This is a genomic window from Kordia sp. E (assembly GCF_056033805.1).
In genome coordinates, this window is sequence record NZ_JBRASR010000001.1 from 237,924 (window position 1) to 262,634 (window position 24,711).

The 24,711-nt window shown below is 32.1% G+C and carries 22 protein-coding genes; 13 read left to right on the forward strand and 9 right to left on the reverse strand.

The features are described 5' to 3' along the window. Positions 1-5 precede the first annotated feature (5 nt). From ACUUYC_RS01190 to lipA, 4 genes are all read left to right on the forward strand, one after another. Positions 6-1,109 (forward strand): glycosyltransferase, encoded by a 1,104-nt coding sequence (locus ACUUYC_RS01190; RefSeq protein WP_474262955.1) that lies wholly within the window; start codon positions 6-8, stop codon positions 1,107-1,109. Further along, the gene (locus ACUUYC_RS01195) at positions 1,100-1,657 is read left to right on the forward strand and encodes an RNA polymerase sigma factor (protein WP_474262957.1); all 558 of its coding nucleotides are present in this window, start codon (positions 1,100-1,102) and stop codon (positions 1,655-1,657) included. Before ACUUYC_RS01190 ends, ACUUYC_RS01195 begins: the two co-directional genes overlap by 10 nt. Continuing rightward, positions 1,654-2,871: an Nramp family divalent metal transporter gene (locus ACUUYC_RS01200; protein WP_474263571.1), complete on the forward strand. Its 1,218-nt coding sequence runs from the start codon at positions 1,654-1,656 to the stop codon at positions 2,869-2,871. The genes ACUUYC_RS01195 and ACUUYC_RS01200 overlap by 4 nt, the downstream gene beginning before the upstream one ends. Before the next feature lie 202 nt (positions 2,872-3,073). After that, the gene (gene lipA / locus ACUUYC_RS01205; protein WP_474262959.1) at positions 3,074-3,949 is read left to right on the forward strand and encodes a lipoyl synthase; all 876 of its coding nucleotides are present in this window, start codon (positions 3,074-3,076) and stop codon (positions 3,947-3,949) included. Between the two features lie 306 nt (positions 3,950-4,255). Here the strand turns inward: lipA and ACUUYC_RS01210 are convergent, their stop codons facing one another. The 4 genes from ACUUYC_RS01210 to ACUUYC_RS01225 are packed head-to-tail and all read right to left on the reverse strand — an operon-like array spanning position 4,256 to position 6,997. After that, on the reverse strand, positions 4,256-4,930 hold the full coding sequence (locus ACUUYC_RS01210; RefSeq protein WP_474262961.1) for a response regulator transcription factor: 675 nt from the start codon (positions 4,928-4,930) through the stop codon (positions 4,256-4,258). Between the two features lie 8 nt (positions 4,931-4,938). Next, entirely contained in the window at positions 4,939-5,691 is a 753-nt protein-coding gene (locus ACUUYC_RS01215) for a sensor histidine kinase (RefSeq protein WP_474262963.1), read from the reverse strand. Then, entirely contained in the window at positions 5,661-6,317 is a 657-nt protein-coding gene (locus tag ACUUYC_RS01220) for a hypothetical protein (RefSeq protein WP_474262965.1), read from the reverse strand. Before ACUUYC_RS01220 ends, ACUUYC_RS01215 begins: the two co-directional genes overlap by 31 nt. A gap of 2 nt (positions 6,318-6,319) precedes the next feature. Continuing rightward, positions 6,320-6,997, reverse strand: coding sequence for a hypothetical protein (locus ACUUYC_RS01225; protein WP_474262967.1), 678 nt, complete (start codon positions 6,995-6,997; stop codon positions 6,320-6,322). 330 nt (positions 6,998-7,327) lie between these two features. Between ACUUYC_RS01225 and ACUUYC_RS01230 the strand changes: the two genes are divergently transcribed. From ACUUYC_RS01230 to ACUUYC_RS01240, 3 genes are all read left to right on the forward strand, one after another. Continuing rightward, entirely contained in the window at positions 7,328-8,125 is a 798-nt protein-coding gene (locus ACUUYC_RS01230) for a T9SS type A sorting domain-containing protein (protein ID WP_474262969.1), read from the forward strand. A gap of 174 nt (positions 8,126-8,299) precedes the next feature. Further along, on the forward strand, positions 8,300-9,295 hold the full coding sequence (gene gap, locus ACUUYC_RS01235) for a type I glyceraldehyde-3-phosphate dehydrogenase (RefSeq protein WP_474262971.1): 996 nt from the start codon (positions 8,300-8,302) through the stop codon (positions 9,293-9,295). A 25-nt stretch (positions 9,296-9,320) separates the two neighbouring features. Then, complete coding sequence (locus ACUUYC_RS01240) at positions 9,321-11,522, forward strand: response regulator (protein ID WP_474262973.1); 2,202 nt, start codon at positions 9,321-9,323, stop codon at positions 11,520-11,522. Positions 11,523-11,764: 242 nt separating this feature from the next. Here the strand turns inward: ACUUYC_RS01240 and ACUUYC_RS01245 are convergent, their stop codons facing one another. After that, entirely contained in the window at positions 11,765-13,327 is a 1,563-nt protein-coding gene (locus ACUUYC_RS01245) for an alkaline phosphatase family protein (protein ID WP_474262975.1), read from the reverse strand. A gap of 395 nt (positions 13,328-13,722) precedes the next feature. Here ACUUYC_RS01245 and ACUUYC_RS01250 point away from each other — a divergent pair, with 395 nt between their 5' ends. Continuing rightward, complete coding sequence (locus tag ACUUYC_RS01250) at positions 13,723-14,784, forward strand: T9SS type A sorting domain-containing protein (protein ID WP_474262977.1); 1,062 nt, start codon at positions 13,723-13,725, stop codon at positions 14,782-14,784. Positions 14,785-14,904: 120 nt separating this feature from the next. Here the strand turns inward: ACUUYC_RS01250 and ACUUYC_RS01255 are convergent, their stop codons facing one another. Together ACUUYC_RS01255 and ACUUYC_RS01260 are read right to left on the reverse strand one after the other, a co-directional pair. Continuing rightward, positions 14,905-15,627, reverse strand: a complete 723-nt coding sequence (locus tag ACUUYC_RS01255; RefSeq protein ID WP_474262979.1) for a tetratricopeptide repeat protein — start codon at positions 15,625-15,627, stop codon at positions 14,905-14,907. Beyond that, the gene (locus tag ACUUYC_RS01260; protein ID WP_474262981.1) at positions 15,627-16,172 is read right to left on the reverse strand and encodes an RNA polymerase sigma factor; all 546 of its coding nucleotides are present in this window, start codon (positions 16,170-16,172) and stop codon (positions 15,627-15,629) included. Before ACUUYC_RS01260 ends, ACUUYC_RS01255 begins: the two co-directional genes overlap by 1 nt. A 107-nt stretch (positions 16,173-16,279) precedes the next feature. On the opposite strand from ACUUYC_RS01260, the gene ACUUYC_RS01265 reads away from it, so the two are divergent. The 5 genes from ACUUYC_RS01265 to ACUUYC_RS01285 all read left to right on the forward strand — a co-directional run bounded on the left by ACUUYC_RS01265 (position 16,280) and on the right by ACUUYC_RS01285 (position 23,063). Next, complete coding sequence (locus tag ACUUYC_RS01265) at positions 16,280-17,674, forward strand: DUF4412 domain-containing protein (RefSeq protein WP_474262983.1); 1,395 nt, start codon at positions 16,280-16,282, stop codon at positions 17,672-17,674. Positions 17,675-17,685: 11 nt separating this feature from the next. Then, complete coding sequence (locus ACUUYC_RS01270) at positions 17,686-19,221, forward strand: T9SS type A sorting domain-containing protein (RefSeq protein WP_474262986.1); 1,536 nt, start codon at positions 17,686-17,688, stop codon at positions 19,219-19,221. Positions 19,222-19,227: 6 nt separating this feature from the next. Then, positions 19,228-19,812, forward strand: coding sequence for a hypothetical protein (locus tag ACUUYC_RS01275; protein ID WP_474262988.1), 585 nt, complete (start codon positions 19,228-19,230; stop codon positions 19,810-19,812). A gap of 57 nt (positions 19,813-19,869) precedes the next feature. Further along, positions 19,870-22,716, forward strand: a complete 2,847-nt coding sequence (locus tag ACUUYC_RS01280) for a CHAT domain-containing protein (protein WP_474262990.1) — start codon at positions 19,870-19,872, stop codon at positions 22,714-22,716. 101 nt (positions 22,717-22,817) lie between these two features. After that, positions 22,818-23,063, forward strand: a complete 246-nt coding sequence (locus ACUUYC_RS01285) for a hypothetical protein (protein WP_474262992.1) — start codon at positions 22,818-22,820, stop codon at positions 23,061-23,063. An 18-nt stretch (positions 23,064-23,081) separates the two neighbouring features. On the opposite strand, the gene lpxK is transcribed toward ACUUYC_RS01285, so the two are convergent. Beyond that, complete coding sequence (gene lpxK, locus ACUUYC_RS01290) at positions 23,082-24,101, reverse strand: tetraacyldisaccharide 4'-kinase (RefSeq protein WP_474262994.1); 1,020 nt, start codon at positions 24,099-24,101, stop codon at positions 23,082-23,084. A 43-nt stretch (positions 24,102-24,144) separates the two neighbouring features. Further along, complete coding sequence (locus ACUUYC_RS01295) at positions 24,145-24,576, reverse strand: hypothetical protein (RefSeq protein WP_474262996.1); 432 nt, start codon at positions 24,574-24,576, stop codon at positions 24,145-24,147. Positions 24,577-24,711: the final 135 nt, after the last annotated feature.

Below are 24,711 nucleotides of genomic sequence, written 5' to 3' on the forward strand. Positions count from 1 at the left end.
ATTTTATGATTACACTACTTTTTTACATTTTTGTAGCAATTGCAGCTATACAAATTATCTATTATATCCTTTTTGGTGTTTTCGCTTTCGCGAAGATTCAACGCAAAAAACAACAATACGACATTCCAGTTTCTGTAATTGTTTGTGCTAAAAATGAAGCTGAAAATCTGGAAGTTTTAATTCCTGAGTTGCTTCAACAATCCTACAAAAATTTTGAAATTGTACTCATAAATGATGCTTCATCTGATGAAACACTAGATGTTATGGAACGTTTTCAAAAAGAACATTCCAATATTAAGATTGTTAATGTAGAAAATAATGAAGCTTTCTGGGGAAATAAAAAATACGCTTTAACACTCGGAATCAAAGCTGCAACACACAATTATTTGCTCTTTACAGACGCAGATTGCAAACCTGTTTCTAAGCATTGGATTACTGAAATGAGTTTGCATTTCTCAAGTGAGAAAAAAATCATCATTGGATATGGTTCATATGCAAAAAAGAAATACTCATTACTAAATCTTTTAATACGATTTGAAACAGTGATGGCTGCTGTGCAAGCATTTAGTTATGCTAAGATAGGAATTCCATATACAGCTGTAGGACGAAATTTAGCGTATCATAAAGATGAATTTTATGGTGTAAATGGTTTTGTAAATCATATGAAAGTACGCTCTGGAGATGATGATTTATTCATAAAAGATGCGGCAACTCGAAAAAATACAGCCATTTGTTTTTCAAAAGATAGCGTTACTGTATCGAACGCAAAAACAAGTTTCATTTCATGGTTTCGTCAAAAGCGTAGACACGTAAGTACCTCTTCACATTATAAATTTATTCACAAATTCTTATTAGGAACATTTTTTCTAACGCAGTTATTATGTTGGGTTTTAGCAATTGTATTGCTATTCACTTCTATGTGGCAATTGGCACTTTGTGTACTTTTATTCAAAATCATTATTCAATACTTTGTGCTTAGTTTTGCAACGAGTAAACTTAAAGAACAGGACATTTTATATTTGTTACCAATTCTTGAAATCTTTTTAATTATCATACATTTTGGTATCTTTATCACTAATTTGACCTCAAAACCAACGCATTGGAAATAGCAGAAACGATTCTGAAAGCATACATTCAAAAAGCTAAACTTGGCAATCAAGTAGCGTTCAATTTCCTACTCAATTCATTTTGGAACGATGTCTATGGTTTTCAATTAAAACGCGTTCAGAACGAAAATGATGCGGAAGATATTTCAATTCAGACCTTTTCAAAAGCATTTGATAAAATTGAAACGTATGATGAAAACTATAAGTTTAAAACGTGGTTGATTACAATTTCTAAAAATGTTCATGTTGACTTTTTACGTAAGAAAAAAACATTCATTGAAACTACGCAAGAGCAAGAAGAAGAAGTATATAGAATCATTGATGATGGTCCAACGCCTGAAGATAAAATCATTACAGAACAAAACTTAGCAAAGCTTTTACGTGATATCAAAAAGTTAAAACCGCATTATCAGGAAGTGATCAATTTGCGTTATTTTCAAGAGTTGAGTTATAAAGAAATTTCAGAGCAATTACAAGAGCCGATGAATAATGTAAAGGTGAAATTATTACGCGCTAAGAAATTATTAGCCGAAATTATTCAGAAAAAATAATGACTACATTTCTTAAAAAACTCGGTCCAGGATTATTGTTTGCAGGCGCTGCAATTGGCGTTTCGCATTTAGTAAATTCAACGAAAGTTGGTGCTGAATTTGGTTTTGGATTATTATGGGCATTATTATTAGTAAATCTGTTTAAATATCCTTTCTTTCAATTTGGACCACGATATGCCGCTGCAACAGGCGAAAGTTTACTTGATGGTTACAAAAAACTCAGCAAAGGTTTATTAGTTGCATATTTCATCTTATCATTTGCAACAATGTTTACCATACAAACTGCGGTCACTATTGTCACAGCAGGTTTGGCTTCTCAACTTTTCGGAATAGAATTATCTATGGAAATTTGGAGTACAATCATTACGCTTATTTGTTTAGGAATTTTAACAGCTGGACGCTATAATGTCTTAGATAAGTTGATGAAAGTAATTATCATCACACTGACAATAAGTACTGTAATTGCTGTAGGTTTTGCAATGACTAGCGGAAATGAAGCGTTGAGTGCTGGGCAAATTTTCCCAACAGAAGTAGGCGGCATTACACTTTTAATTGTTTTTATGGGATGGATGCCAGCTCCATTAGACATTTCAATTTGGCATTCGCTTTGGGCAATTGAAAAAAAGAACGAAACAGAAAGTTTTACACCCAAAAATGCACTCTTTGATTTCAACTTTGGGTACATTATTACAATCATTTTAGGAGTATGTTTTATGGCATTAGGCGCATATGTCATGTTTAATTCAGGAACTGTATTTTCACCAAAAGGTGGCGTTTTTGCTTCTCAATTAATAGATTTATATACACAAAACTTAGGAAGCGGAACGTATATTATTATTGCAATTGCGGCATTTACAACCATGTTTAGTACAACATTAACCACGTTAGATGCTTCACCAAGAGCGATGGCAAAAACAAGTCAATTGTTATTCGGAAAATTTATAAAACATAGTTATATATTTTGGATGTTAATTTTAGTTGTTGGAACTGTTATCATTCTTACACAGTTCTTAACCAAAATGAGCACGTTAATTTATATTGCTACGGCGTTATCTTTTATTACAGCGCCTTTCTATGCAATTTCAAACTATATTTTGATCACAAGTAAACACACGCCTAAAGAATGGCAACCAAAAACTCTCTTACGCATATTAAGTTGGGTTGGAATGTTGGCTTTAACGGGGTTTTCTATTTGGTATTTGACTACGCTTTAGTTGTATAACTAACAACAAAATAAGGTAAATATTAAAGGATTAAAAGTGTTCAAAAAAGCTATCAAGCTTTATTTCTTTTTAAAAGATTCTCGATTGCGCTCGAACTAACAAAAAACAAATCAACCAATTTAGATTAGCATTATTTTAAAAGAGATTCTTTGTATCTTTGCATTTCATATTTTCAATGAATAGAAAAGTTGCTATGAGTGTAGAAACAAAAGCTAGTGTATTACCTCCAAAAGGAAAACCGAAATGGCTTCGTGTAAAACTTCCAACAGGAAAGAAATATACAGAACTTCGTGGATTGGTTGATAAGTATAAATTAAATACAATTTGTACATCTGGAAGTTGTCCAAACATGGGTGAATGTTGGGGCGAAGGAACTGCAACCTTTATGATTTTAGGAAATGTTTGTACACGCTCGTGTGGATTTTGTGGTGTAAAAACGGGACGACCAGAAACGGTTGCTTGGGACGAACCTGAAAAAGTAGCACGTTCTATAAAAATCATGAAAATTAAACACGCGGTGTTGACTTCGGTTGATCGTGATGATTTAAAAGATATGGGAAGTATCATTTGGGCAGAAACAGTAAAAGCTGTTCGCCGAATGAATCCTACAACAACGCTAGAAACTTTGATTCCAGATTTTCAAGGCGTAGAACGTCATTTAGATCGTATTGTAGAAGTTGCTCCAGAAGTAGTTTCGCATAATATGGAAACCGTTCGTCGTTTGACGCGTGAAGTACGTATACAAGCAAAATACGATCGTAGTTTAGGTGTGTTGAAGTATTTGAAAGATCAAGGAATCAATAGAACGAAATCGGGTATTATGTTAGGTTTGGGCGAACAAGAAGATGAAGTGATTCAAACACTACACGATTTAAGCGACGCAAATGTGGACGTTGTTACAATTGGACAGTATTTGCAACCAAGTAAAAAGCATTTACCTGTACAACAATTTATTACGCCAGATCAGTTTGACAAATACCGTCAAATTGGATTGGATTTAGGTTTCCGTCATGTAGAAAGCGGTGCTTTGGTACGTTCGTCTTACAAAGCACATAAACATATTGAATAGGAATTTTAAATGTTAAATTATAATCTAGACTAGTTGCTTTTTGCTGCTAGTCTTTTTTATTGACACCAACGTCATGCTGAACTTGATTCAGTACCTCAACCTTTATATATTTTCTTTGTCATTGACTTTGTCGAATCTTCGATTTCCTGCGAAGGCAGGAATCTATCAATTTTCCTTTGTTTATTCAGCAACATCATTTCGAGAGGTTTGTTCATTGCATAGCAAAATGAAAAAATTGTATCGAGAAGTATTATGACACTTGAAATTTCAAAGCACTTCTCATTACTAACATCTCAATTCTCACTACTAAATAAGTGGAATTTCATTCGGCTCTATATAATTGTTTTGAATGGCATAGATAACCAAACCTGCAATGTTTCGTGCTTCCGTTTTTATGAATAGATTACTTTTATGACCTTCTACCGTACGTGGTGTAATGAAGAGTTTTTCTGCAATTTCTTTGGCTGTTTTTTGAAAACAGATCAATTTTAAGACTTCCACTTCACGTTCGGTAAGTCTGTTTTTTTCTATTAAGGTTGGTTTTGGGCTTTTGTGTGATATTTGCTCACGCAATGTCCCTAATTGATCGTCCATGAAGTAAAAACCTTTGTCATAGACTTCTCTGATAATTTCTAACAATTGAACAGGTGAAATTCCTTTAGGTAAAAAGGCAGAGACTCCTGTTTTTAACATGAATCCCATAAAAGAACGTTTGTAATGTGACGTCATTAGTATCACACGAATACTTGGATAGTTTTGTTTTAGAAACTCTGTCACTTCTACACCATTCATGGCTTTCATGTTTAAATCTAGAATCATAACATCTGGCAACGCACTTTCCGTAGCAAGTTTATCTATGAGCATTTCGCCGCTATCAGAAGTATAACAAACTTCTATACCTTCTTGATTCCCTAAAAAGTCTTTTAATAATGATACAATTAATGCATCATCGTCTACTAAAGCAATTGTTATTTTTTCCATAATTCTTTTTAATTTTTAAACAGAAACATGTTAAACGTTCCCTTTTTTAGTTGCGACTTTACTTTATATACACCTTTTAAGTATTGTACTCTGGTTTCAATATTTTTAGTCCCTAATCCCTTGCTGTTTTTTTCAGTATCGTATCCTTTTCCGTTGTCACTAATTCGTAGTGCCATGTAATTTTTTGTTTGTTTTAAGTGGAAATGAACTTGAGTTGCATCAGCATGTTTAATGATATTTGTAATGACTTCTTGAATGATCCGTGTAATTTGTACTTTAAAATCGTCAGAATCTATGGTGTCATGTCGAATATCATAAATAGTTTTAATAAGTATATGTTGTTCCCAAGGATATAGCAATTCCTTGATTAATTCTGGAAGTTTGGTAAACTCAATTAATGGTGGACTTAAGTCATGAGAAATTCTACGAGCAATATTAATACTTTCATGCAAGGCTTCCACCGTTTTTTGATCTCGCTGCTTTATTTCTTGCTCCATTTTTATTGCTGTCAACTTTCCTATCAATCCATCATGAATATCAGCAGCAATACGATGTCGTTCTATTTCTTGTGTTTTTATGGTTGTTTCAAGTAAATTTTGTTGGTATGCCAATTGTATGTTTGCTTCTTTTTCTTTCGCTTTGATTATTTTTCTAAAAATAGCACGCACTAAAAAGATGATTACTGTTAACAGTACCACTAGAAATATTCCCACAATAATAATCCAGAGAATTATCGTTTCTGGTTTCTGCCATGCTTCCATATAAAATAAGTTAGGTACGAATAAAATAATACAAGTAAAAAAACATGTGCTACTAACACATATACTGCCAAATAGAAACCTCCGTTAATTAAAAAGTTAATTGGTAATAAAAATAAAAATTCTAGTGCAAAAAAGCACAATACAATACTATTGAATGAAAAATAACGTGATTCTCCTTTTAAGAGTTTCATTTCATCTTGAATTAATTCAAAAAAGTAAACCAACGCCATCACTACAATTAATAAAGGCGTCAATGCTTTTGCATACGGTTGAAACAGTTCTACATTATTTGCATTTAAATATATTGATTCAATCAATGTATACAGTACACCTAAAATTGCTAAGGTTTTGATAAGTTTTTTCTTTTTACATAGCCTATTATATATTCTAAAAAAAATGAGGAGCTCTAATAAACTGAGCGCTACGTATAAGATTAAATTGTTATTTAATAGTTCCGCTAAAACTCTAGAGCACATATCTATAGCCAAACTTCCTATTAAAAAGTATAACAATAACTTAGTAATCTTATCTAACTTTTTGTAATAAAATAATCCAACACTCGTACCAATAAGCAGTACGAGTGGTGATAAATTAGTTATTATTTCAGAAAATGTATTAAATTTCATTACTAACTTCCTAATGTACTTAAAATTCCAAAATTAGATTGATCTGTTGAAGCATGGTTTTCTTGTCCGAATGGTGGAACTGGTCGTGCCATATCTCTAAATTGTGGGCCAAAATCACCTGCGACATCTGTTGTCAATTTTACATTTATAAATGTATTGGTTACTGTATTTTTTACCACCAAATCCATTCTGTTTTTAGTAGGTATTGTTGGGTTTGAATTGGGTCTTAACGCTAAATAACATTCATGTAAATCGTTTACAGTAAAGTCAGATGTATGAATAACTAATACTTGCGGTGCAGCAGTAATATTCATTAGCCAATTATTACGCAATGTTTCATTACACCAGTTGTCAATCCATGTGACTAATTCGTTATTTTCATTGTTATTTATTGAATTCTGTTTTGAGCTAAGTGCAATTGGATATTGCCCAGCGCTATAAATCTTTTTGTTGGTACTTATATCTGAATCAGCTGGAATTACAAAAAAATCAATTTTACCAGAATCATCCAATGTAAAATAAATATGCAATCGTTCGGAAGCTTTTAAGGTTGCATCTAATGTTAATGGAAAACTATTTCCATTTGTTTCAAACATTGAAATAATACCATCATCAGGCGCGCCTTGCGCAAGTGCTTGCCAATTTTCAATACTGATACTAGGGTCTGCGAATTCAGTCATAATGTTTAAGGGTTTTAAGTTGATTAATCTATTAATAAATATTCTTATTCTATTTGATTGTAAATGTAAAAAAAGTAGCAAATGTAAGCGTGCGTAATTTTACGTATTTCATAGATACTGTAAATATTACACATAGAAAAATTCATCGTACGTAATTTTACCTATTTAGTAAATATTGTAAAAATTACATGGTTACTTTCTCTAATAAAAATATAGTTTTACACCGTAATTAATAGAATATACTATTATGTGAATTTATTTTACGAAACACCCCTAAAGTACTGTAAATAATATCAGTACAGTTAATTAAAAACTCTAAAACTCAACATTATGACAAGAAAAATTACTTTTTTAACATTACTTTTAATAACGTATTTGGCTAATGCGAATAACGTATGTGAAACATCTTATGAAGATGATTTTTATGCATTGCCAGTAACTGGTGATCAAACTTCTGACTATTTATATGAAGATACTATTTTTAATGATATTCAATACATAGCTAATGGAACGGTTATCGATGATATTTCATATGATGGTTGGAGATTTAACAGTTATCAAAATGAAAGCGGAGTGTATCCTGCCAATGAATTTTTAACAAATGATCAAAACTCTGGTGTAAAATTGTACACTTCTGATAGTTCTAACTTTAAATTTACAAGTATTGATTATTTAATTGACTTACGTACAATTTCATCAGTTACTATCACTTTTTTCGGTTTCAGAGATGGAGTTCAAGTAGCATCGCAAGCGTTTACTGTTCCAGATGATCAAATTGGAACTTTTACTATGAATGGTTGGTCTGCAGTTGATGAAATCCGAGTAGCTTCACCTAGTATGTATATCTTTTTTGACAACTTTAGTATTGGTGCGCCTGGAGTTTTATCTACAGATGAATTCATAGCAAATACAAAAGATGTAGAATTATATCCAAATCCTTCAAATAATTTTATTCAAATTGCTGGTTTAGATACAGAAGAATCATATACTATTTATAATTTATTAGGAATGAAAGTACAGCAAGGTATCATTTCTGATCGTAAAAAAATAAATATTACTGATCTAAAAAGTGCTGTATATTTTATAAGAATTGAAAATATAGGCACAAAAAGATTCGTAAAACAATAATCAACGCAAGATATCTTTTTATTACGGCGAGCGCAATCTTCAAAACTTTAGAAGGTTGCGCTTTTTATTTTTAAGACTTTTAATAACTAAAAAATCTCACTACTCAATTCTCAATACTAAGCGCTATTTCAATCTAAAACCGTAATTTTACACTTGTTAATATAAATAATACGCATGATTAAAGTTGCTATTAATGGTTTTGGTAGAATTGGTCGAAACTTCTTTCGTTTACTCCTAAACCATCCATCAATTGAAGTTGTTGTCATTAATGATTTGGCTGATACACGTACACTAAGTCATTTATTAAAATATGATAGTATCCATGGTGTGCTTTCGCAAGAAGTGAAACATACTGAAACCGATATTTTGGTTGATCAAAAAAAATATCCTGTCACTAATATTTCAGATATCACACAACTCAATTGGCAACCATACAATGTTGATTTTGTCATTGAAGCCACTGGAAAGTTTAAAACGCAACCACTTTTAGAGAATCATATTAAAAATGGAGCTAAGAAAGTAATTTTAGCTGTTCCGCCACAAGATGAAGAAATTAAAATGGTGGTTTTAGGTGTTAATGAATATATTTTAAATGGTTCAGAAACGATTATTTCCAATGCTTCTTGTACTACAAATAATGCGGCACCAATGATGAAAGTCATTAACGAATTGTGTGGTATTGAACAAGCGTATATTACAACGATTCATTCGTATACAACAGATCAAAGTTTGCACGATCAGCCACATCGTGATTTACGTCGTGCTCGTGGCGCAAGTCAAAGTATTGTTCCAACGACAACAGGAGCTGCCAAAGCATTAACAAAGATATTTCCTGAATTTTCAGATGTTATTGGTGGTTGTGGAATTCGTGTTCCTGTACCTGATGGCTCATTGACAGATATCACGTTTAACGTGAAAAAAGAAACTTCAATTGCAGCAATTAATTCAGCATTTAAAGAAGCTGCCGAAACCAATTTAAAAGGTATTTTATCGTATACAGAAGATCCAATTGTCTCAGTAGATGTTATTGACAACCCATATTCTTGCACATTTGACGCCTTAATGACTTCTGTAATTGGAAAAATGGTGAAAATTGTTGGTTGGTATGATAATGAAATCGGGTATTCACACAGATTAATTGATTTAATTCTATATATTTCAAATAAATAAGTATTTTTGAATAAATCATTACTTCATGGTGTTTAAAGTAAAACACATTCTATATCTCTGGTTTGCTTTATTCTCTGTATTGTCCCAAGCGCAGTCAAATGAAATAGTTAAGGACAGTATTGAGCGCTCTTTTGTGGATGTTTATGAATATAAGAAAAAAGCAAAAATGCACTTAGCATTGGAGAAGCTTACTACTATTTTAGACCTTTCCGATAGTATTGATGATAAAAAAAGTAGAGCAAGAGCATATATGCTTCGCGCAGAATTAGAGATTGAAGAAAACTACAAAGATTTCAATCCAAAAGAAATTAAAAACATATTAATACGAGCTGGAGAAATTCAAACAGATATTAATGATTCACTCGGACTTGGGTATAATTACATACTGCAAGCCTTAACTGCAACCCGAAATACTTCATACAGTATTGCTGATAAACATTTTAGTGATGCAGAAGTTATTTTTAGCAAATATCAATCTAAAGATGATATTAATAAACTGAAATATTATAAAGGTTTGTTTTTTTTAAGTCAAGGAATTAATGGACGTGCTATTGAAAGTTTTGAAAATTCATTGCCAATCAATGATGTATATCAACCTAATTATCTTCGTGCTAAAGTTCACTTAAATTTAGCAAAAACATATAAAAACGTTAAGGAATATAAAGATGCAAAACTTAATGCGGAAGCTGCATTGCGCATTGCAACTTCATATAATTTTCCAATCATAAAACTTCAAAGTACTAAAGTTATTGCTGACACCTATTCAGGAATGGGCGATATGGAAAACGCTTATATTTTTCAATCGGAATATATACGAATTAATGATTCTATCTATAATATTAAACGTTTGGAACAAGAAGTTACTGCTGATGCATATTTTGATAACGAGTTTAAAACTCGATATATTGAAGAATTAAAACGTGAGAATACTGAAGAATCACAAAAAGGAAAACGAAATAAATTAACTTCTATACTAAGTTCGGCTCTACTAATTATTATTTCATTATTAACGATTTCGTTGTACCGAAATAATCAAATTAAAGTAAAAACAAATAACTTATTATTAAAGAAAAATTCTGAATTGCAGTTGGCAAAAGATAATGCTGAAAAAGCAATGAAAGCCAAAGCACAATTCTTATCAACAGTAACACATGAACTTCGGACACCATTGTATGCAGTTACAGGTTTGACACATTTATTGCTAGAAGAAAACCCAAGTGAAAGTCAAAAAGAACACTTAAAATCCTTGAAGTTTTCAGGTGATTATTTATTAACTTTTATCAACGATATTCTTCAAGTTAATAAGATAGAAGCTCGAAAATTAGCTGTTGAGAAATCGCCGCTACAGTTGAAAAAGATATTGAATGATGTTGTAAGCTCGCTTAACCAAACTTCTAAGGAAAACAACAATAAAATAGTTCTGAATGTTGATAAAGGCATTCCAGAAAAATTAATTGGTGATTCTCTGAAAATGTCACAAGTTTTTATCAACTTGATTAGTAATGCACTTAAATTTACGAAAAATGGACTCGTAGAAATAGGCGCTAAAATTTTAGAAGAGAACGAAACTCAACAACATATTCAGTTTGAAATAAAAGATAATGGAATTGGTATTTCTGATGAAATGCAAGAAAATATCTTTGATAGTTTTTCACAAGGTTCAGTTCAAATCAATAGAAAATATGGTGGAACTGGATTAGGATTGACTATTGTAAAAAGCTTGCTAGAATTGCTTGAAAGTGATATACAACTAGAAAGTAAACTTGGAAAAGGTTCTTCATTTCGATTTTCATTATTTCTCACTAAGATTCCTGAAGAAACAATTGAAACAGAAGCAATTAACGAAGAAAAAACTGACCTTAAAAGTCGTGAGTTTAAAGTATTATTGGTAGAAGACAACAAGATAAATCAAGTAATTACTAAGAAAATTATTGCCAAGCAAAACATGACATGTGATATTGCAGACGATGGTTATCAAGCTATTGATTATGCACGCAGCAATCGTTATGACTTTATTCTAATGGACATTCATATGCCAGGAATTAGTGGAATTGAAGCTACAAAAGAAATCAGAAAGTTTGATGTGTCTACGCCAATTATTGCATTAACGGCAATTTCGTTAGATGATAACAAAGATGATTTCTTAAAAGATGGTTTCAATGAAGTAATTTCAAAGCCATTTGATCCTGAGATTTTCTACAAAAAGATTTCGCACATTTTATCATAATCAAAGAAAGAAACGACTACTCAAAGCTACTCATTAACAAATATTTAGCATTCTAAAAAATCAGAGATTTAACTTTTGGCACGCGGTTTGTATATTCAAATTTGAAAGCAAACAAAAGCTATCACGCTTTGTTTTCATTTCACATAAATTTGGATTGGTTAGTTAAAGAATAAGGCGAGTTAGTTACTCGCCTTTCTTGTATATGTATATTTCAAATGTAGCAATTCTAGATAGTGTTTTGATTATAACTTACCCAAAAAACCATCTATTCCCTTTTTAAGGTCACCAACTGTACTAGAAGAGGCTAAAATCTTTTCTGCTTCGGAAAATGCAACCTGAGCAGTGGTTTTTCCGGCACTGATTGCTTTTAAAACACCTGGCAGCACCAATTTTTGAATATCAGTAATAGGTGCCTCATGAATAGGGTTATTTTTTATGTAGGCTACACAAGACGGAGAAATATTTACTTCTGGAAAATCGGTGCGAGGAGTTGTACGGTTTAATACATTATCAAAGGTGGGAGCATTAGCTACCCGTTCGCCCAAATTCCATTTATCTTTGGGGATTCCTTTCCAATTTAGAATAGTTGCAATCATGCTGGTAGCATCATATGGAACATCAGTAAGAGAACGGAATACCGTTTTTTCATCTATCCATGGGGAAATTAAAATGGTAGGGACACGTACACCAAAACGATCAAAACCAAAACCTTTTTCCAATGTAGGAGGTGTGCCAGTACCCCAAGGTGGTGTGGCTCCCCATTCAGGAGGGATATGGTCGTAATTACCACCATGTTCATCAAAGGTAATAATGATGAGCGTTTCCTTCCACATTTTTTTTGCTTCATCAGAGCTATTAAAGGCATCGTATAATTTTTTGAGGAACGCCTCGCCAGGAGCTAATTCTGAAGGTGGATGATAGGAATTGGCGCTGCCCATCAGACCCACCCAATCTGGTTCAATAAAACTAAAAGAAGGTAAATTTCCGTTACTCACTGCTTCGAAAAATTGTTCGATATCACTGATATTCTTTCCATCATTTGGCACCTCAAAAGCGTCGGCGCTATAGCTGTATAGATTGTATTCTAATGCTTGTACATAAATCATCCAATCGTCAGTAGTGTTAAAACCGTTCTCCGACAATACCTTCCAGATATTATTAGTTTTAAACTGTGCTGGTACTAAGCCGTCGGTAACATTTTCACCGTCCACTTTAATCCCAGCATTATTAACCAAACCCATAGATGTACCACAAAGCGAAAAAGCTCGGTTACAATTGGTTTGTGCTGGTACAGAACTAAACCAGTAATCCGAAACAGCGTAGTTTTTAGCAAGTCCATTAATTACGGAAAGCTGTTCGGGTGTATAAGTTTGCAGAATTTGTAATGCTTCCTGTTTAGTTTGGGTTTCAAGTTTATTAATCTTGCTACTAATGCCACTCCCAATACCAAAATCATCTTTTGCAGTTAAGTAGTCTTTTAGAAAGCCTTCCATATTGGGCGGAGTATTTTTGGGAGGTAGTTCTTTTGCTCCAAACAAGCAATTGTTTACATCTTCAAACCCTTCGTTCGGATCGGGAGAAGGAACATCTAAACTTTCTGTCCCTTTCTGGACAAAATGCTGGGTAGGATCACCTTCAAAAGTATTAGAATAAGTATTTTCTTTTAGACCGTAAAACGGATCATTTTTTTGTTTTTCATTAGCTATAATTTGAGCAGGTTGATCCAATTCATAAAGCCATCCTAAAAGGTTATCAAAGCTTCGATTTTCCAACATGTAATATACTACATGCTTAATATTTTGCATAGACATAGAGGTAAGATTTTAAAGTCTAACAAGATAGGTGTGCATGAAAAAAAATCCTCGCGTATAAACTCCTATTTTAAAATAGCGTAATTAATACGCATAAAAGTGTTATTAATTAACATTACTCTTTTCATTGTTGGTCCTTTTCCTTATTTCATCAAAAAATAGAAATGGGCTCTCAAATTTGATATACATACAAAACATCTAACCTATAACAAGATGTAAAAACATGCAACAGAACACGATAAGACCCAACCAGTATAAGCAGACAGCAAAAGATAAACGATTAAAAGTCATCGTAAATTCATTAAATTCACGGAATTGTCGTTTACTTTATTATTAATTTTTCTTACACAGTATTATTTTTGAGTCAAAATAATCGAAATATTCAAAAAATGATTCAATACATTATAAAAAAACATTACATACTTTATTTCTTACTAGTTCTTACATTCAATTGTTTTGCACAAACAACTACAGTTGTTACTGGTTTATCAAATCCAGTAGGTCTAGCTTTGAATCAAGATGATTTATATATAGGTTCTGTAGGAAATCAAAAAATAATGAAAAAAGATTTACTGGACACATCAACAACTTTAGCCTCCGACTATCTTACAAATATAAATTTCCCAGGATTCATATTACTTATAGGCGATTATCTATACATACCCCAAACATCAGACGGTAAAGTAATAAGAAGAGATGTTCGTGACTCAAATGCGGTAACTGAAGATGTAATAACTGGAATTAATACACCTCTTGGGTTAGCTCTAAATGGAAATGACTTATATATTTCGTTAAGATTTTCTAATAAAATTATTAAAATCGATATTACACAATCAAACCCTTCCCCAATCGATGTTGTTACTGGTATCAATGGCTGGGTTAATGGATTAGCATTCCATGGTAATGATTTGTATTTTTCACATAATAACACAACAATATCAAAAATAGATATTACACAATCAAACCCTAATATTATTGAAGTTACTCCAATGTTTGGAAGCGCAGGTATAGAGATTCACAATAATTATTTATATGTAGCTCGAACATCAGAAAATAAAATTTCAAAACTTGATATCACTCAGGCTACTCCAACTATTGTAGATATTGTCTCTTCTCTTACGAATCCATGGGATATTGCTATTACTGGCAATTTTCTATATATTTCTGAACAGTTTGCAAATAGAGTTTCTCGATTTGATTTATCAACTTTAAGTATAGAAGATTATATTCAGGGGGAATCATTATCATACTACCCAAATCCAACATCGGGAGTTTTGAATATTAAAGGATTTGAAGATAATTCAACCTATGTAATAACTGATATCGTTGGTAAAATAGTTTTAGAAGGAAATATAATAAACAACAATAAACTTGACGTAAGTGATTTACCGAATGGAGTATACTTTTTAAAAGTTAATGATTATAAGGTCAAAAAAATTATAAAGAAATAATCTAATAATACGAGGTTGAACACGATTTTAGTAAAAAAATATAATATAGAAACTACTTGATTTTTAAAGATCAAAAGTTAAAACTGCAAGTTAGCTACTCACCTATCTTGTTTTTGAAAATCAAAGTTCTTCTAAAATAGATTGTATTTCTTCAGATTTAAAATCCATATTTACTTGCTGGATAGTAGTAAGATGTTGTTTTGCTTTTTTAATATCTTTATTTTTTAGCTCTATTAACGCTGCATACCAAAGTGATTCTACTTGATAATCAAACGATTTGCTATGTAATGTATTTAGTTGGTTTAAAGCAGATTCAAATTTATCCTGATTCAATAATGACATCGCATAATAGAAACGAATCGTAGGGTTTTCGGTTGTTTTTAGTACATCATTAAATCTAATTTCTGCTGTTTCAAAATTATTACTTTCGTATGCTTTAAATGCTTCAAATTGTAAATCGTTATCAGTATTAACATCTCTTGTAACTGGAAGGTGCGTATTTGGGCAAATTTCAAAATAAGATTCAAACAAATCACCATTCGACTGCAATAGATTTATAGTAAAAAATACACCTAAAATAAAAACAGCCGCAATGGCTATTTTACTAAACTTACTTTGAAAAAATCCTTTCGTCATTGAGGAAGTTTCATCTGCATCTAATGCCTGTAAACGTGCTTTAATTTCTTTACTTTTTGAAAGTTGAAAGGCAGTTCCCATTTCTTTATGAGTTTCGTATAGTTCTTGAAACTCTAAATCGGTTTTCAACAACGCCTCAAAACGCGTTTTATCTTCATCAGATAAACGATTTGCTATATAATCTTGTATGAATTCTTCTTTCTGCATTACTTTATTTTAAATAAAGACTTTAAACGTTTTAAACATCTCGATTTATGACTTCTTACAGTATTTCCATCTTTATATTCTGTTACCTCAACTATTTCGTCTATTGTTAAATTTCTATAATAAAATAGCTCTAATACCTTTTTACAACTTTCAGAAATCTTATCTAAATTTTTACTCAACATAATCGACTGTTCAGATGGAGATAGTTCTTCAATGCTAATTTCGGTATAACCTTCATCTTTTGTTTCAACTCGCAAAAACTTATCTTCTTCTTTTAACTTTTTTAAAATTTTAAACTTTCCAATTCCAAATAAGTACGTTTTAATAGAGCTTGATGTAATCACTAATTGTGATGAAACAAAATTGTGGTGCATGGCAATAATAGCATCTTGATAAATATCTAATGCACTATACGTGTCCAAACCATACTTCTTTGAATAATTTAAAAACTCATGCTTATGCCTAATATATATAGTCTCAAGCGCCTTTTTGTCATCCGATCTTAATAAATCTTGTAACTCAGCATCTGTGCTATTTCTATTCATTAGTTATTTAAAAGATTAAAATATTAACAATAGAGTTGATTTTTTTTTGTGTAGCTGTTAATATTAAGCTTGCTAAAGATACAAAAGGATAAACAAACGTATTTATCATGAAATCAAAATTAAGCATACTACTTTTCCTTTTTTGCTTCTTGGCATTCCAAAATGCTGATGCACAGATTTTTAAAAAGCTAAAAACAAGAGCGAAGCAAAAAGCAAAAGAACTTGAAAACAAAGCCATAGATAAGGTTGAAAAAGAAGTCGAAAAAACAATAGATAAAACTTTAAAAGGTAAAAATGATCCAAATGCAGGGAAACCTAACGTTAATAAAAACGAAAAAGACTTTGGTGATGTTATCATAAAACATTCTAAGAAATACGGAAGTGTTCAAATTACGGAAGCAAGTAGAATAAAAGTAACTAAAACCAATTCTGGCTATACAATAAGAGGAAATTGGTGGTCACATGAAGCAGATATTTATGATGGTTTTACAATTAATATTAAAACGGACAAAAACTTAAAACACGATACCGAAGAAGCTAAAAATAGAGAAAGACTCGTATTTCAAATTCCTGAAGATGCTTCTCTAAGTATTGGCTATGACCCGCAATTGCCATACAATAAAAAGCCTGAAGGCAATTTTAAACGTGCTGTAACTGATGATTATCAAAACTATGACATCTCAAAAGGTGAAGTAAGCGTTGATGTTTTATCCGATGAAACTATTCAAATTAGCTTTTCAGGAAAGGCAACTTTACGAGAAGTAATCAGAAAAGCAAATACGGATGATTATTCAGAAACCTTTTATGAAGCTTCTGTTACTGGCGGAATCGATTCTAAAACGCCTGAATTCTTCAATGAAGAAACCATCACAAAAAACAAAAAAGACGAACAAGAAGTTTCCAGTACACCAACATACAAAACAAAAAGTGCAGTAGCCGGAACGTATAATTTCACACATGAAACAGTGACAAATATCACAGTTCCCGATCAAAATAGAACCTACAAAATGTCATATCTATTAAATCCAAACGCTTCTTATGTTGGTATAAAAGTAGACATGAATGAATATTCAGACGAAGGCATGAATGGAGAATCGATCATTGTAATGGACAAAGGAAACACACACATTTTTGTAGAAACGGCTGGAATGAAAATGCGCATGTCAAACGGAATGATGGAGCAACAAAAAATGGAAAATCCAACCGATCAAATGATGAAGTATGATTATGCTAAACTCAAAAAAACTGGAAACACAAAAACGATTTTGGGCGCTACATGTTATGAATATACCATGTCTGACAACACCACAAAAATTAACCTTTGGATTGCTCCTGATATAAATATACCAAACTGGTTTGCGCAAAACACCGAAGCTTTAGATGGACATATTATGGAATATACTATGCAATCAAAAGAAGGAACAATGAAAAGTGAAGTCATCGAAATCAAAGATCATATTAGCAAAACCATCAATCCGAAAGAATATAAAAAAATGTTTTAATCAAGAAAATTATGAAAAGAAAATTACTCCTATTATTCGCACTACTATGTAGCTCTATTACTTTTGCACAATATACCTACGTGCCTGATGACAGTTTTGAAGGAAGATTACAACAGCTTGGGCTCGATTCTGGTCCATTAGATGATCTCGTATTCACAGGCGCTATTGATGATTTAGAAGATTTTGATTTTGGGAACTTTATCGTAACTGATATTACAGGTTTACAGGATTTTGTTTCCTTGAAAAATTTAACTGTTAGTGATGAAATTTCTGATTTATCACCAATTCAAAACTTAGTAAATTTAGAATATTTAGCAATTCGTGATGTGCTAGACACTTCTGTAAACCTAAGTGCATTGGTAAACCTAGAATATTTATACATAAATGACGCTGCACTAACAAGTTTAGATCTTTCAAACAACAGCAGTCTTATAGAACTCGCTATTGGAGTTACGCCACTAACTGAAATTATTTTTTCAAATAACCCCGTATTAGATGACGTGAGTCTTTTTGAAACAGCTATAAGTCAACTAAACTTTTCAGGTTGTCCTGCAATGACTAATTTAGTGATTAGTCATTGCCCTTCTTTAATAGGTTTAGATGTCAGTCAAAATATGTTATTGGATGTATTTAGGTTTGATGATAATGCATTGATGCCCTATTTGGATTTATCTGCAAATACAGGGTTAATAGATGTCAGAGCTAATGACAATACAGCTCTGGAAACAATTTATATTAAAAGTGGAAGCAATACTAATATAGGTCAAAATTTTAGAGTAACAGACAATCCTTCACTTACGTGTATAGAAGTGGATGATGTTGCTTGGAGTAATACTTATTGGGGATATGTAACCGATTATTTCCCTGGGTTTAGCTTGAGCTGTGTACCATCAAATGACGATTGTGCACAAGCAGTTCCAATTACGTTGGTACAACCAGCTTCAGGAACAACACTAAATGCCACAAATAGCACAAATACACCAAGTTGTCAAGAACAAGGAATTACCATTTTAGACATTTGGTATGAATTTCCAGCACCAGCTTCGGGCAGTGTAACAATGACTATCAGCGCGCCACCACTAGTTGGAAAAATTGCTTTGTATGAATCCTGTACAGATGCAAACCCTATAGCTTGCCAAGAAGGTGAATTAGCTATTACAGGTTTAACTCCAAATGCAACGTATTATTTGCAAGTTTGGCTGGAAGCTGACACCATGAACAGAACTGGAGCTACTCCAGAAAACATGAACGGTGGATTCGTCTTAAATGTTCAAGATACAAGTACACTTAGCGTAAATGATGTTTCAACTACTTCAAATCAAATACTGATGTATCCAAATCCTGCAAAAAACTTATTGACTATAAGTACACAAACAACACTTAAAGAAGTTTCAATTTATGACTTGTCTGGAAAATTGATTTTAAAAAATAAAAACTTCGCATCAAATAAAGAGACAATGAATCTTCAAAATTTTGCTAGTGGATTGTATATGATACAAATTAAAACTGAAAAAACAACAACGCTTAAAAAACTACTAATCAACTAACCAATTATGAAAAAATTAAAACTGATTGCACTATTTATTATTCCTTTGATCCTTACATCCTGCTTTGGAGATAAAGGAACAGTTATCGGACAAGAATTAGGAGATACTAATTTTGTAAATAAAGATTTTTCTGGAAACAAAGTTGAATTCTCAGCACTTCCCAAAAATATGTGCGCATACATAAGCGAAGCTAAAGTAATGGAGTTTTATGCTGATGCTAAAAAAATGCTTGTTGATGATGGAAAAACATTTCAATCTAAAAGCTGTCGATTTTTAGTCTACATGGATGATGAAAAGTATAATTATCTCAGTGGAAGCATATTTGCCTCTGAAGATGTACTTGCAGAAGGCGAAAAATGGGAAGAAAGCTGGGAACTCAAAAAGAAAGTTTCAAAATCTTCTGAATATGTTTCTGGTTTAGGAAAAACAGCCATTTGGATTGCTAAAAAAAGAGAACTTTTAATAAAAATGGAAGGCTATACTGTTTTTATTACTGTACCAGGATCTACATTTAAAGAAGAGGAAGTTGCCAAAAATCGCGACTATAAAAAAATTGGATTAGCTATTGCAAAAAGCACCAATCTTTTCTAAAAGACAATCAAAAAAATGTATATTTAAAGAAATCTCAATCCAACCATTTTTAAAAAAGTGAACACACCCAAACTACAAATAGTTAAAATAGTACGCATAGTTTTTATACTCTGCGTACTATTTACATATAACAGCTTAGTTGCCCAAAATGCCGACCATCAAACTACTACACAAAAAGATACACTCACAAAGCCTGCTATTCATACTATATGGAAAACGGCAAGCGCATTAAACAATACAGAAGCCTACAGTAAACTTCTAGAATATTTAGACATACACATTAACACTGTAAAACCAACAACAGAAAAAGACAGTTTGGATGTGGCAGATTTATATTACTATGAATTTCAAGGACATTTCTACACAGGAAATTATTTAGAAAGCGTAAAAAGCACTGACAAAGGTTTTCCATTTTGCACTTCTATTACAAGTAAAAGAGGGAAAAATATAACTGGTGCATTGTATTACAAAAAAGCATACGGAGAAGCCAGTCTTAATTTTCCTAAGCGCGCTTCAAACACCATGAAAACTGCCATTGAATACTTAACTGATGATTATGGTCCAAACTTAGACTATTTAGTGGATGCACATGTTTTTATGTCTACACAAGAAGCATATTACGGTAATTTGGCAACGGCAAAACGGTATATTCGTTTAGCAGAAAGCATTTATAAAAAACACAAGCAACATCTTGATAAAGTAAAATCGCATAGATATGAACCTATCTTAGCGTACAGAAAAATATATCTACTTTACAAACTAGCCAAGAAAAAAGAAGACAGTTTAGAACTTACAAAAACTGTAAAAAACTTGGAAGATATGCATGCGCTACCATCATTCAAAGAAAATGAAAGAATCTATTATAGTACAGGACTGAATCATGTGGGCGATTGGTATCAAAGTCACAGAGCTGATTCCTTAATCACTAAAGAAGATATTGAAAAAGGAAGTTTTTATATAGACAAGTCTATTGATTTAATTGAAACCAAAGGTTATCCTGGAAATTATTTCACCTTTAAATACAACAAATGTAAAGCGCTTACAAAAGCAAATGATTTAGAAGAAGCAAATGCGCTCATTATTCATTTATTAGATTCTATGTCTCAAAATCATGGACACAGACCGTTTTACTTGGCTCAAAAAGCACTCATAAAAGCTAAACTTGGACAAAAAGATAGCGCTTTGCACATCTTTCATAACGTGCTAGAAAAAATACATTCAGACACCACAAAACTCGCAAAAGATTATAGCAATTTTAAACCAAGTAAAGTATATGGTGAAACTCAATTGATACGAAGAGTTGCAGAAAAATTAGAAACGTTTTACAAAGATGATATTGCAGTACAAAAAACAATTTCTAAAATGTATTACTTAGCCTTCATTCAATTTAAAAACAGTTATGCCAAAACAAAATTTAATCCTGCTCAGAATGATTTACTTCGAGAAATAGTCTATGGTGTACTGAATACAAAAGAAGAAGGTGCCGATTTAGAAGATACTACCACAAATACATTTTTAAGTAACACGGAAACCATGATGAATCAAATGACATGGCAACGTTTCTATCAAAATAGATATACCAATAATCTTCCTGCCTTAGATTCCTTAAAATACAGACACTTGAATCTAAGAACATTACTCACAGCTGCAAAAAGAGAAAGTAATATTCGTGAAGAAGATTCAATTCTAAACTTAATCAACCAACATGAAGACTTTACTAATAAAAAGTTCCCAAACCTTGAATTACTAAGCAGTAAAGAATTTAAATTAACCGATTTACAAAACAATTTAGCAGTTGACGAGCTTGTTGTAAAATACATTTTATTTGAAAAGAAGTTGGCAATTTTTTCCATTACTAAAAACAACATAACATGGCAACTTCAACCTTGGACAACAAAAGAAATTGACCTAATAAACAAGTATATAGTAGCTATAAAGAATAGAGATTACAATCCAAAAGATGCCGTACTTCTTGCAAATTATGTGCTTCCTACAATGGATAAAAACATTCAAAAAGTCATTTTCAATCCTGATGGAGAATTGTATAAAATTCCTTTTGAAACGCTTCAAACAAACAATAAGTTCTTAACGGAAACCTATGAAATTAGCTATACATCCAATCTAAAATTTATACACTTAGAAGCCGAAACGGAAACTACAAAAGAAGCGCTGTTGGCAATATACGCACCAACTTATGAAGGCAGTACAACTGGATTAGCTACCAGAAGTGCTTCTTCAAGTTTAGAAGGTGCTAAAGAAGAAGCCAAAATCATTGGCAAATTATTTCCTTCAAAATTATACATGGGAAAAGATGTCTCTAAACAAAAGTTCTTAAAAACAGCACACAATGCGCAGATATTACATTTGGCAATGCATGCCAAAATAAACAACAAAGAAGCAGGATTGAGCAAGCTCTTATTCAACAAAAATAATGCAGATGAAGACGATTTATATTTAGAAGAACTATATGCATTACATCTAAATGCAGATTTGGCAGTTTTAAGCGCTTGTAACACAGGATTAGGAAAAGAAAATGCTGGTAGAAGCATGGAATCTTTTCAGCGTGCATTTACGTTTGCTGGCGTTCCTGCTACAGTAGCAAGTCTTTGGGAAGTTCCCGATCAATCTACAAGTGAAATCATGGAAAGCTTTTATAAGCATCTAAAAAAAGGCAATTCCAAATCAAAAGCGTTGCAAAATGCCAAACTCAATTATGTAAACAAACATAAAAGGACAAAACTTTCACAACCGTATTACTGGGCAGGTTTTATACTTTATGGCGATCAAAGTACTGTATCGCTACAAACTTCAAACATGGTTTGGTATCTACTGATTATTAGCATTTTGTGCATCTGTATATTTCTACTTATTAAAAGATTAAAAAGTTCAGAAGAAGTAATTTAAATCTTATAAAACTCTTTGAATTCATGAGAGATTATTATAAATTCAATATGAATTAATTTACAAAATCTAATTTATTGTAAATAATAGTAATTCTATATAGCATGAGTAAGAAAATAATATTCGGTGTAGTTAGTATATGTTCGTTTGGTATATGTTACCATTTTACCAACTCTATTAAATATTCTTTCATAGGAACTTTAGTTGTTATAGCTTATGGATTTTGGTATATAAGAGTTGAATTAGGAATACCTCTTAGCAAAGAAAAAAGAGCTCAAAAAACAAAAAGGATATATCAAGATTTCAAAGATGAGCATGACAAAAATAGTCGTAACAATCCTACGATTTGAAGATCTATAAAATACTAACTACAATTTGCTTGCTATAAAGTCACTCATTTTTTCTTGAAAACCTGCTTCTTCCGCCAAAAACGAAACTTTAATTGGCAAGTAATACAAATTGTCCAAACTTCCTTGCAAACGCATAAAGTCTTTCTCCGTAGTGAGTATTTTTTTAGTTCCTGCTTTTTGTTTAATGGTATTAATTTCGCTTTCGCTGAAATGGTGATGATCTGGATATTTTAGATGTGTATACGATAATCCTTGATCGTTTAAATGCTGCAACAATGGTTTCGGGTTGGCGATTCCTGTTACCAAAATAAATTCTTCTTGTTTTAATGAAGATAATTGTATGGTTGCTGTTTCACTTTGAATTGTTTCAGAATAAGCAATCGTTGTGAAATATACTTTTTGATGTGCTTTTGGGCGTAACTTCTTTGTGATTTGAAGCATTTCACGTTCCGAAACTTCTTGTGGACATTTGGTTACGATAATAATAGCTGCGCGTTTTGCGCCCAAACGTGGTTCACGCAAATTCCCAGCTGGCAACATAAAATCATTCACATACAAATCGTGATAAGGCGTCAATAAAATATTGAAACCCGCAGTAACTTTTCGGTGCTGAAACGCATCATCCAACAAAATCACTTCAGGTTTGTTTGGCAAACTTTGCAATGCTTCAATTCCAACAGTGCGCTGTGCTTCTACCGAAACTATAATTTCATCTTTAAATTTACTGTAAAACTGCAATGGTTCATCACCGATATCAGCGGCTGTTGTTTCCGTATTCGCGACTAAAAAACCTTCCGTTTTGCGTTTATAACCTCTACTCAATGTTGCAACTTTGTAGTTGTCTTTCGTCAATCGAATTAAATATTCAATCATTGGCGACTTTCCAGTTCCGCCGACACTTAAATTTCCAACACAAATCACTGGAAAACCATACGAAGTTGATTTCAAAATGCCTTTATCAAACATCCAATTGCGCACAAACACAATTACTCCATAAAGTATAGAGAAAGGTAATAATAGAAGTCGAAGTCGTCGCATAAAAGCGAAAATATACTTTTTTAAGGAATTGAAATACTAAAAATCATTCCTTTTTAACATATATCTTCTCATTAGACGCAAACAAAACCAATTGTTTTTCTTGTTGTTCACCATGCGTGATTAAAATTTTAAAAAACCGATAACTATCTGGATAGACAGAAATTGTTGGAGAAATTAGGTTTTCCGTTTGATATAATTTGCCTTGTGGCGATTCTTCAAAATCAGCAATTACAATATAATAAAAGCTTTTAAATGCCTGAATTTCTTCATCATCACTGACGCGCTCTTCACTCACAACTTTCACCGCTTGCATTCTAAAGTATTCATTGCTTCGCGATAACACATTGTTTTCATTAATTTCCAAAACGACTTTAAACAATCGATTGTCGTCAATAGGAATAATTCCACGCCGCGATTGTGCAAACATAAAAGTAGTAAACAGTAAAAGCAGGATCGTACACATGTTTATTTTCATGATTTTAATAATTAATTGGTTAATCCATTTAAAGTAAGTCAATCATGGAAAAGTTGCTCAAAATACTTCGTGAGCGTAGTTACAAATTCGTAAGCGTTCTAAATAGGCTTGTTTTTGAATTTTATCATGTGATTT

Bases quoted from the DNA above. Each gene is read 5' to 3' on its own strand.
- ACUUYC_RS01190 (WP_474262955.1), top strand. From the start codon at position 6: ATGATTACACTACTTTTTTACATTTTTGTAGCAATTGCAGCTATACAA.
- lipA (WP_474262959.1), top strand. From the start codon at position 3,074: ATGAGTGTAGAAACAAAAGCTAGTGTATTACCTCCAAAAGGAAAACCG.
- ACUUYC_RS01210 (WP_474262961.1), bottom strand. From the start codon at position 4,930: ATGGAAAAAATAACAATTGCTTTAGTAGACGATGATGCATTAATTGTA.
- ACUUYC_RS01215 (WP_474262963.1), bottom strand. From the start codon at position 5,691: ATGGAAGCATGGCAGAAACCAGAAACGATAATTCTCTGGATTATTATT.
- ACUUYC_RS01220 (WP_474262965.1), bottom strand. From the start codon at position 6,317: ATGAAATTTAATACATTTTCTGAAATAATAACTAATTTATCACCACTC.
- ACUUYC_RS01225 (WP_474262967.1), bottom strand. From the start codon at position 6,997: ATGACTGAATTCGCAGACCCTAGTATCAGTATTGAAAATTGGCAAGCA.
- ACUUYC_RS01230 (WP_474262969.1), top strand. From the start codon at position 7,328: ATGACAAGAAAAATTACTTTTTTAACATTACTTTTAATAACGTATTTG.
- gap (WP_474262971.1), top strand. From the start codon at position 8,300: ATGATTAAAGTTGCTATTAATGGTTTTGGTAGAATTGGTCGAAACTTC.
- ACUUYC_RS01240 (WP_474262973.1), top strand. From the start codon at position 9,321: ATGGTGTTTAAAGTAAAACACATTCTATATCTCTGGTTTGCTTTATTC.
- ACUUYC_RS01245 (WP_474262975.1), bottom strand. From the start codon at position 13,327: ATGCAAAATATTAAGCATGTAGTATATTACATGTTGGAAAATCGAAGC.
- ACUUYC_RS01250 (WP_474262977.1), top strand. From the start codon at position 13,723: ATGATTCAATACATTATAAAAAAACATTACATACTTTATTTCTTACTA.
- ACUUYC_RS01255 (WP_474262979.1), bottom strand. From the start codon at position 15,627: ATGCAGAAAGAAGAATTCATACAAGATTATATAGCAAATCGTTTATCT.
- ACUUYC_RS01260 (WP_474262981.1), bottom strand. From the start codon at position 16,172: ATGAATAGAAATAGCACAGATGCTGAGTTACAAGATTTATTAAGATCG.
- ACUUYC_RS01265 (WP_474262983.1), top strand. From the start codon at position 16,280: ATGAAATCAAAATTAAGCATACTACTTTTCCTTTTTTGCTTCTTGGCA.
- ACUUYC_RS01270 (WP_474262986.1), top strand. From the start codon at position 17,686: ATGAAAAGAAAATTACTCCTATTATTCGCACTACTATGTAGCTCTATT.
- ACUUYC_RS01275 (WP_474262988.1), top strand. From the start codon at position 19,228: ATGAAAAAATTAAAACTGATTGCACTATTTATTATTCCTTTGATCCTT.
- ACUUYC_RS01285 (WP_474262992.1), top strand. From the start codon at position 22,818: ATGAGTAAGAAAATAATATTCGGTGTAGTTAGTATATGTTCGTTTGGT.
- lpxK (WP_474262994.1), bottom strand. From the start codon at position 24,101: ATGCGACGACTTCGACTTCTATTATTACCTTTCTCTATACTTTATGGA.
- ACUUYC_RS01295 (WP_474262996.1), bottom strand. From the start codon at position 24,576: ATGAAAATAAACATGTGTACGATCCTGCTTTTACTGTTTACTACTTTT.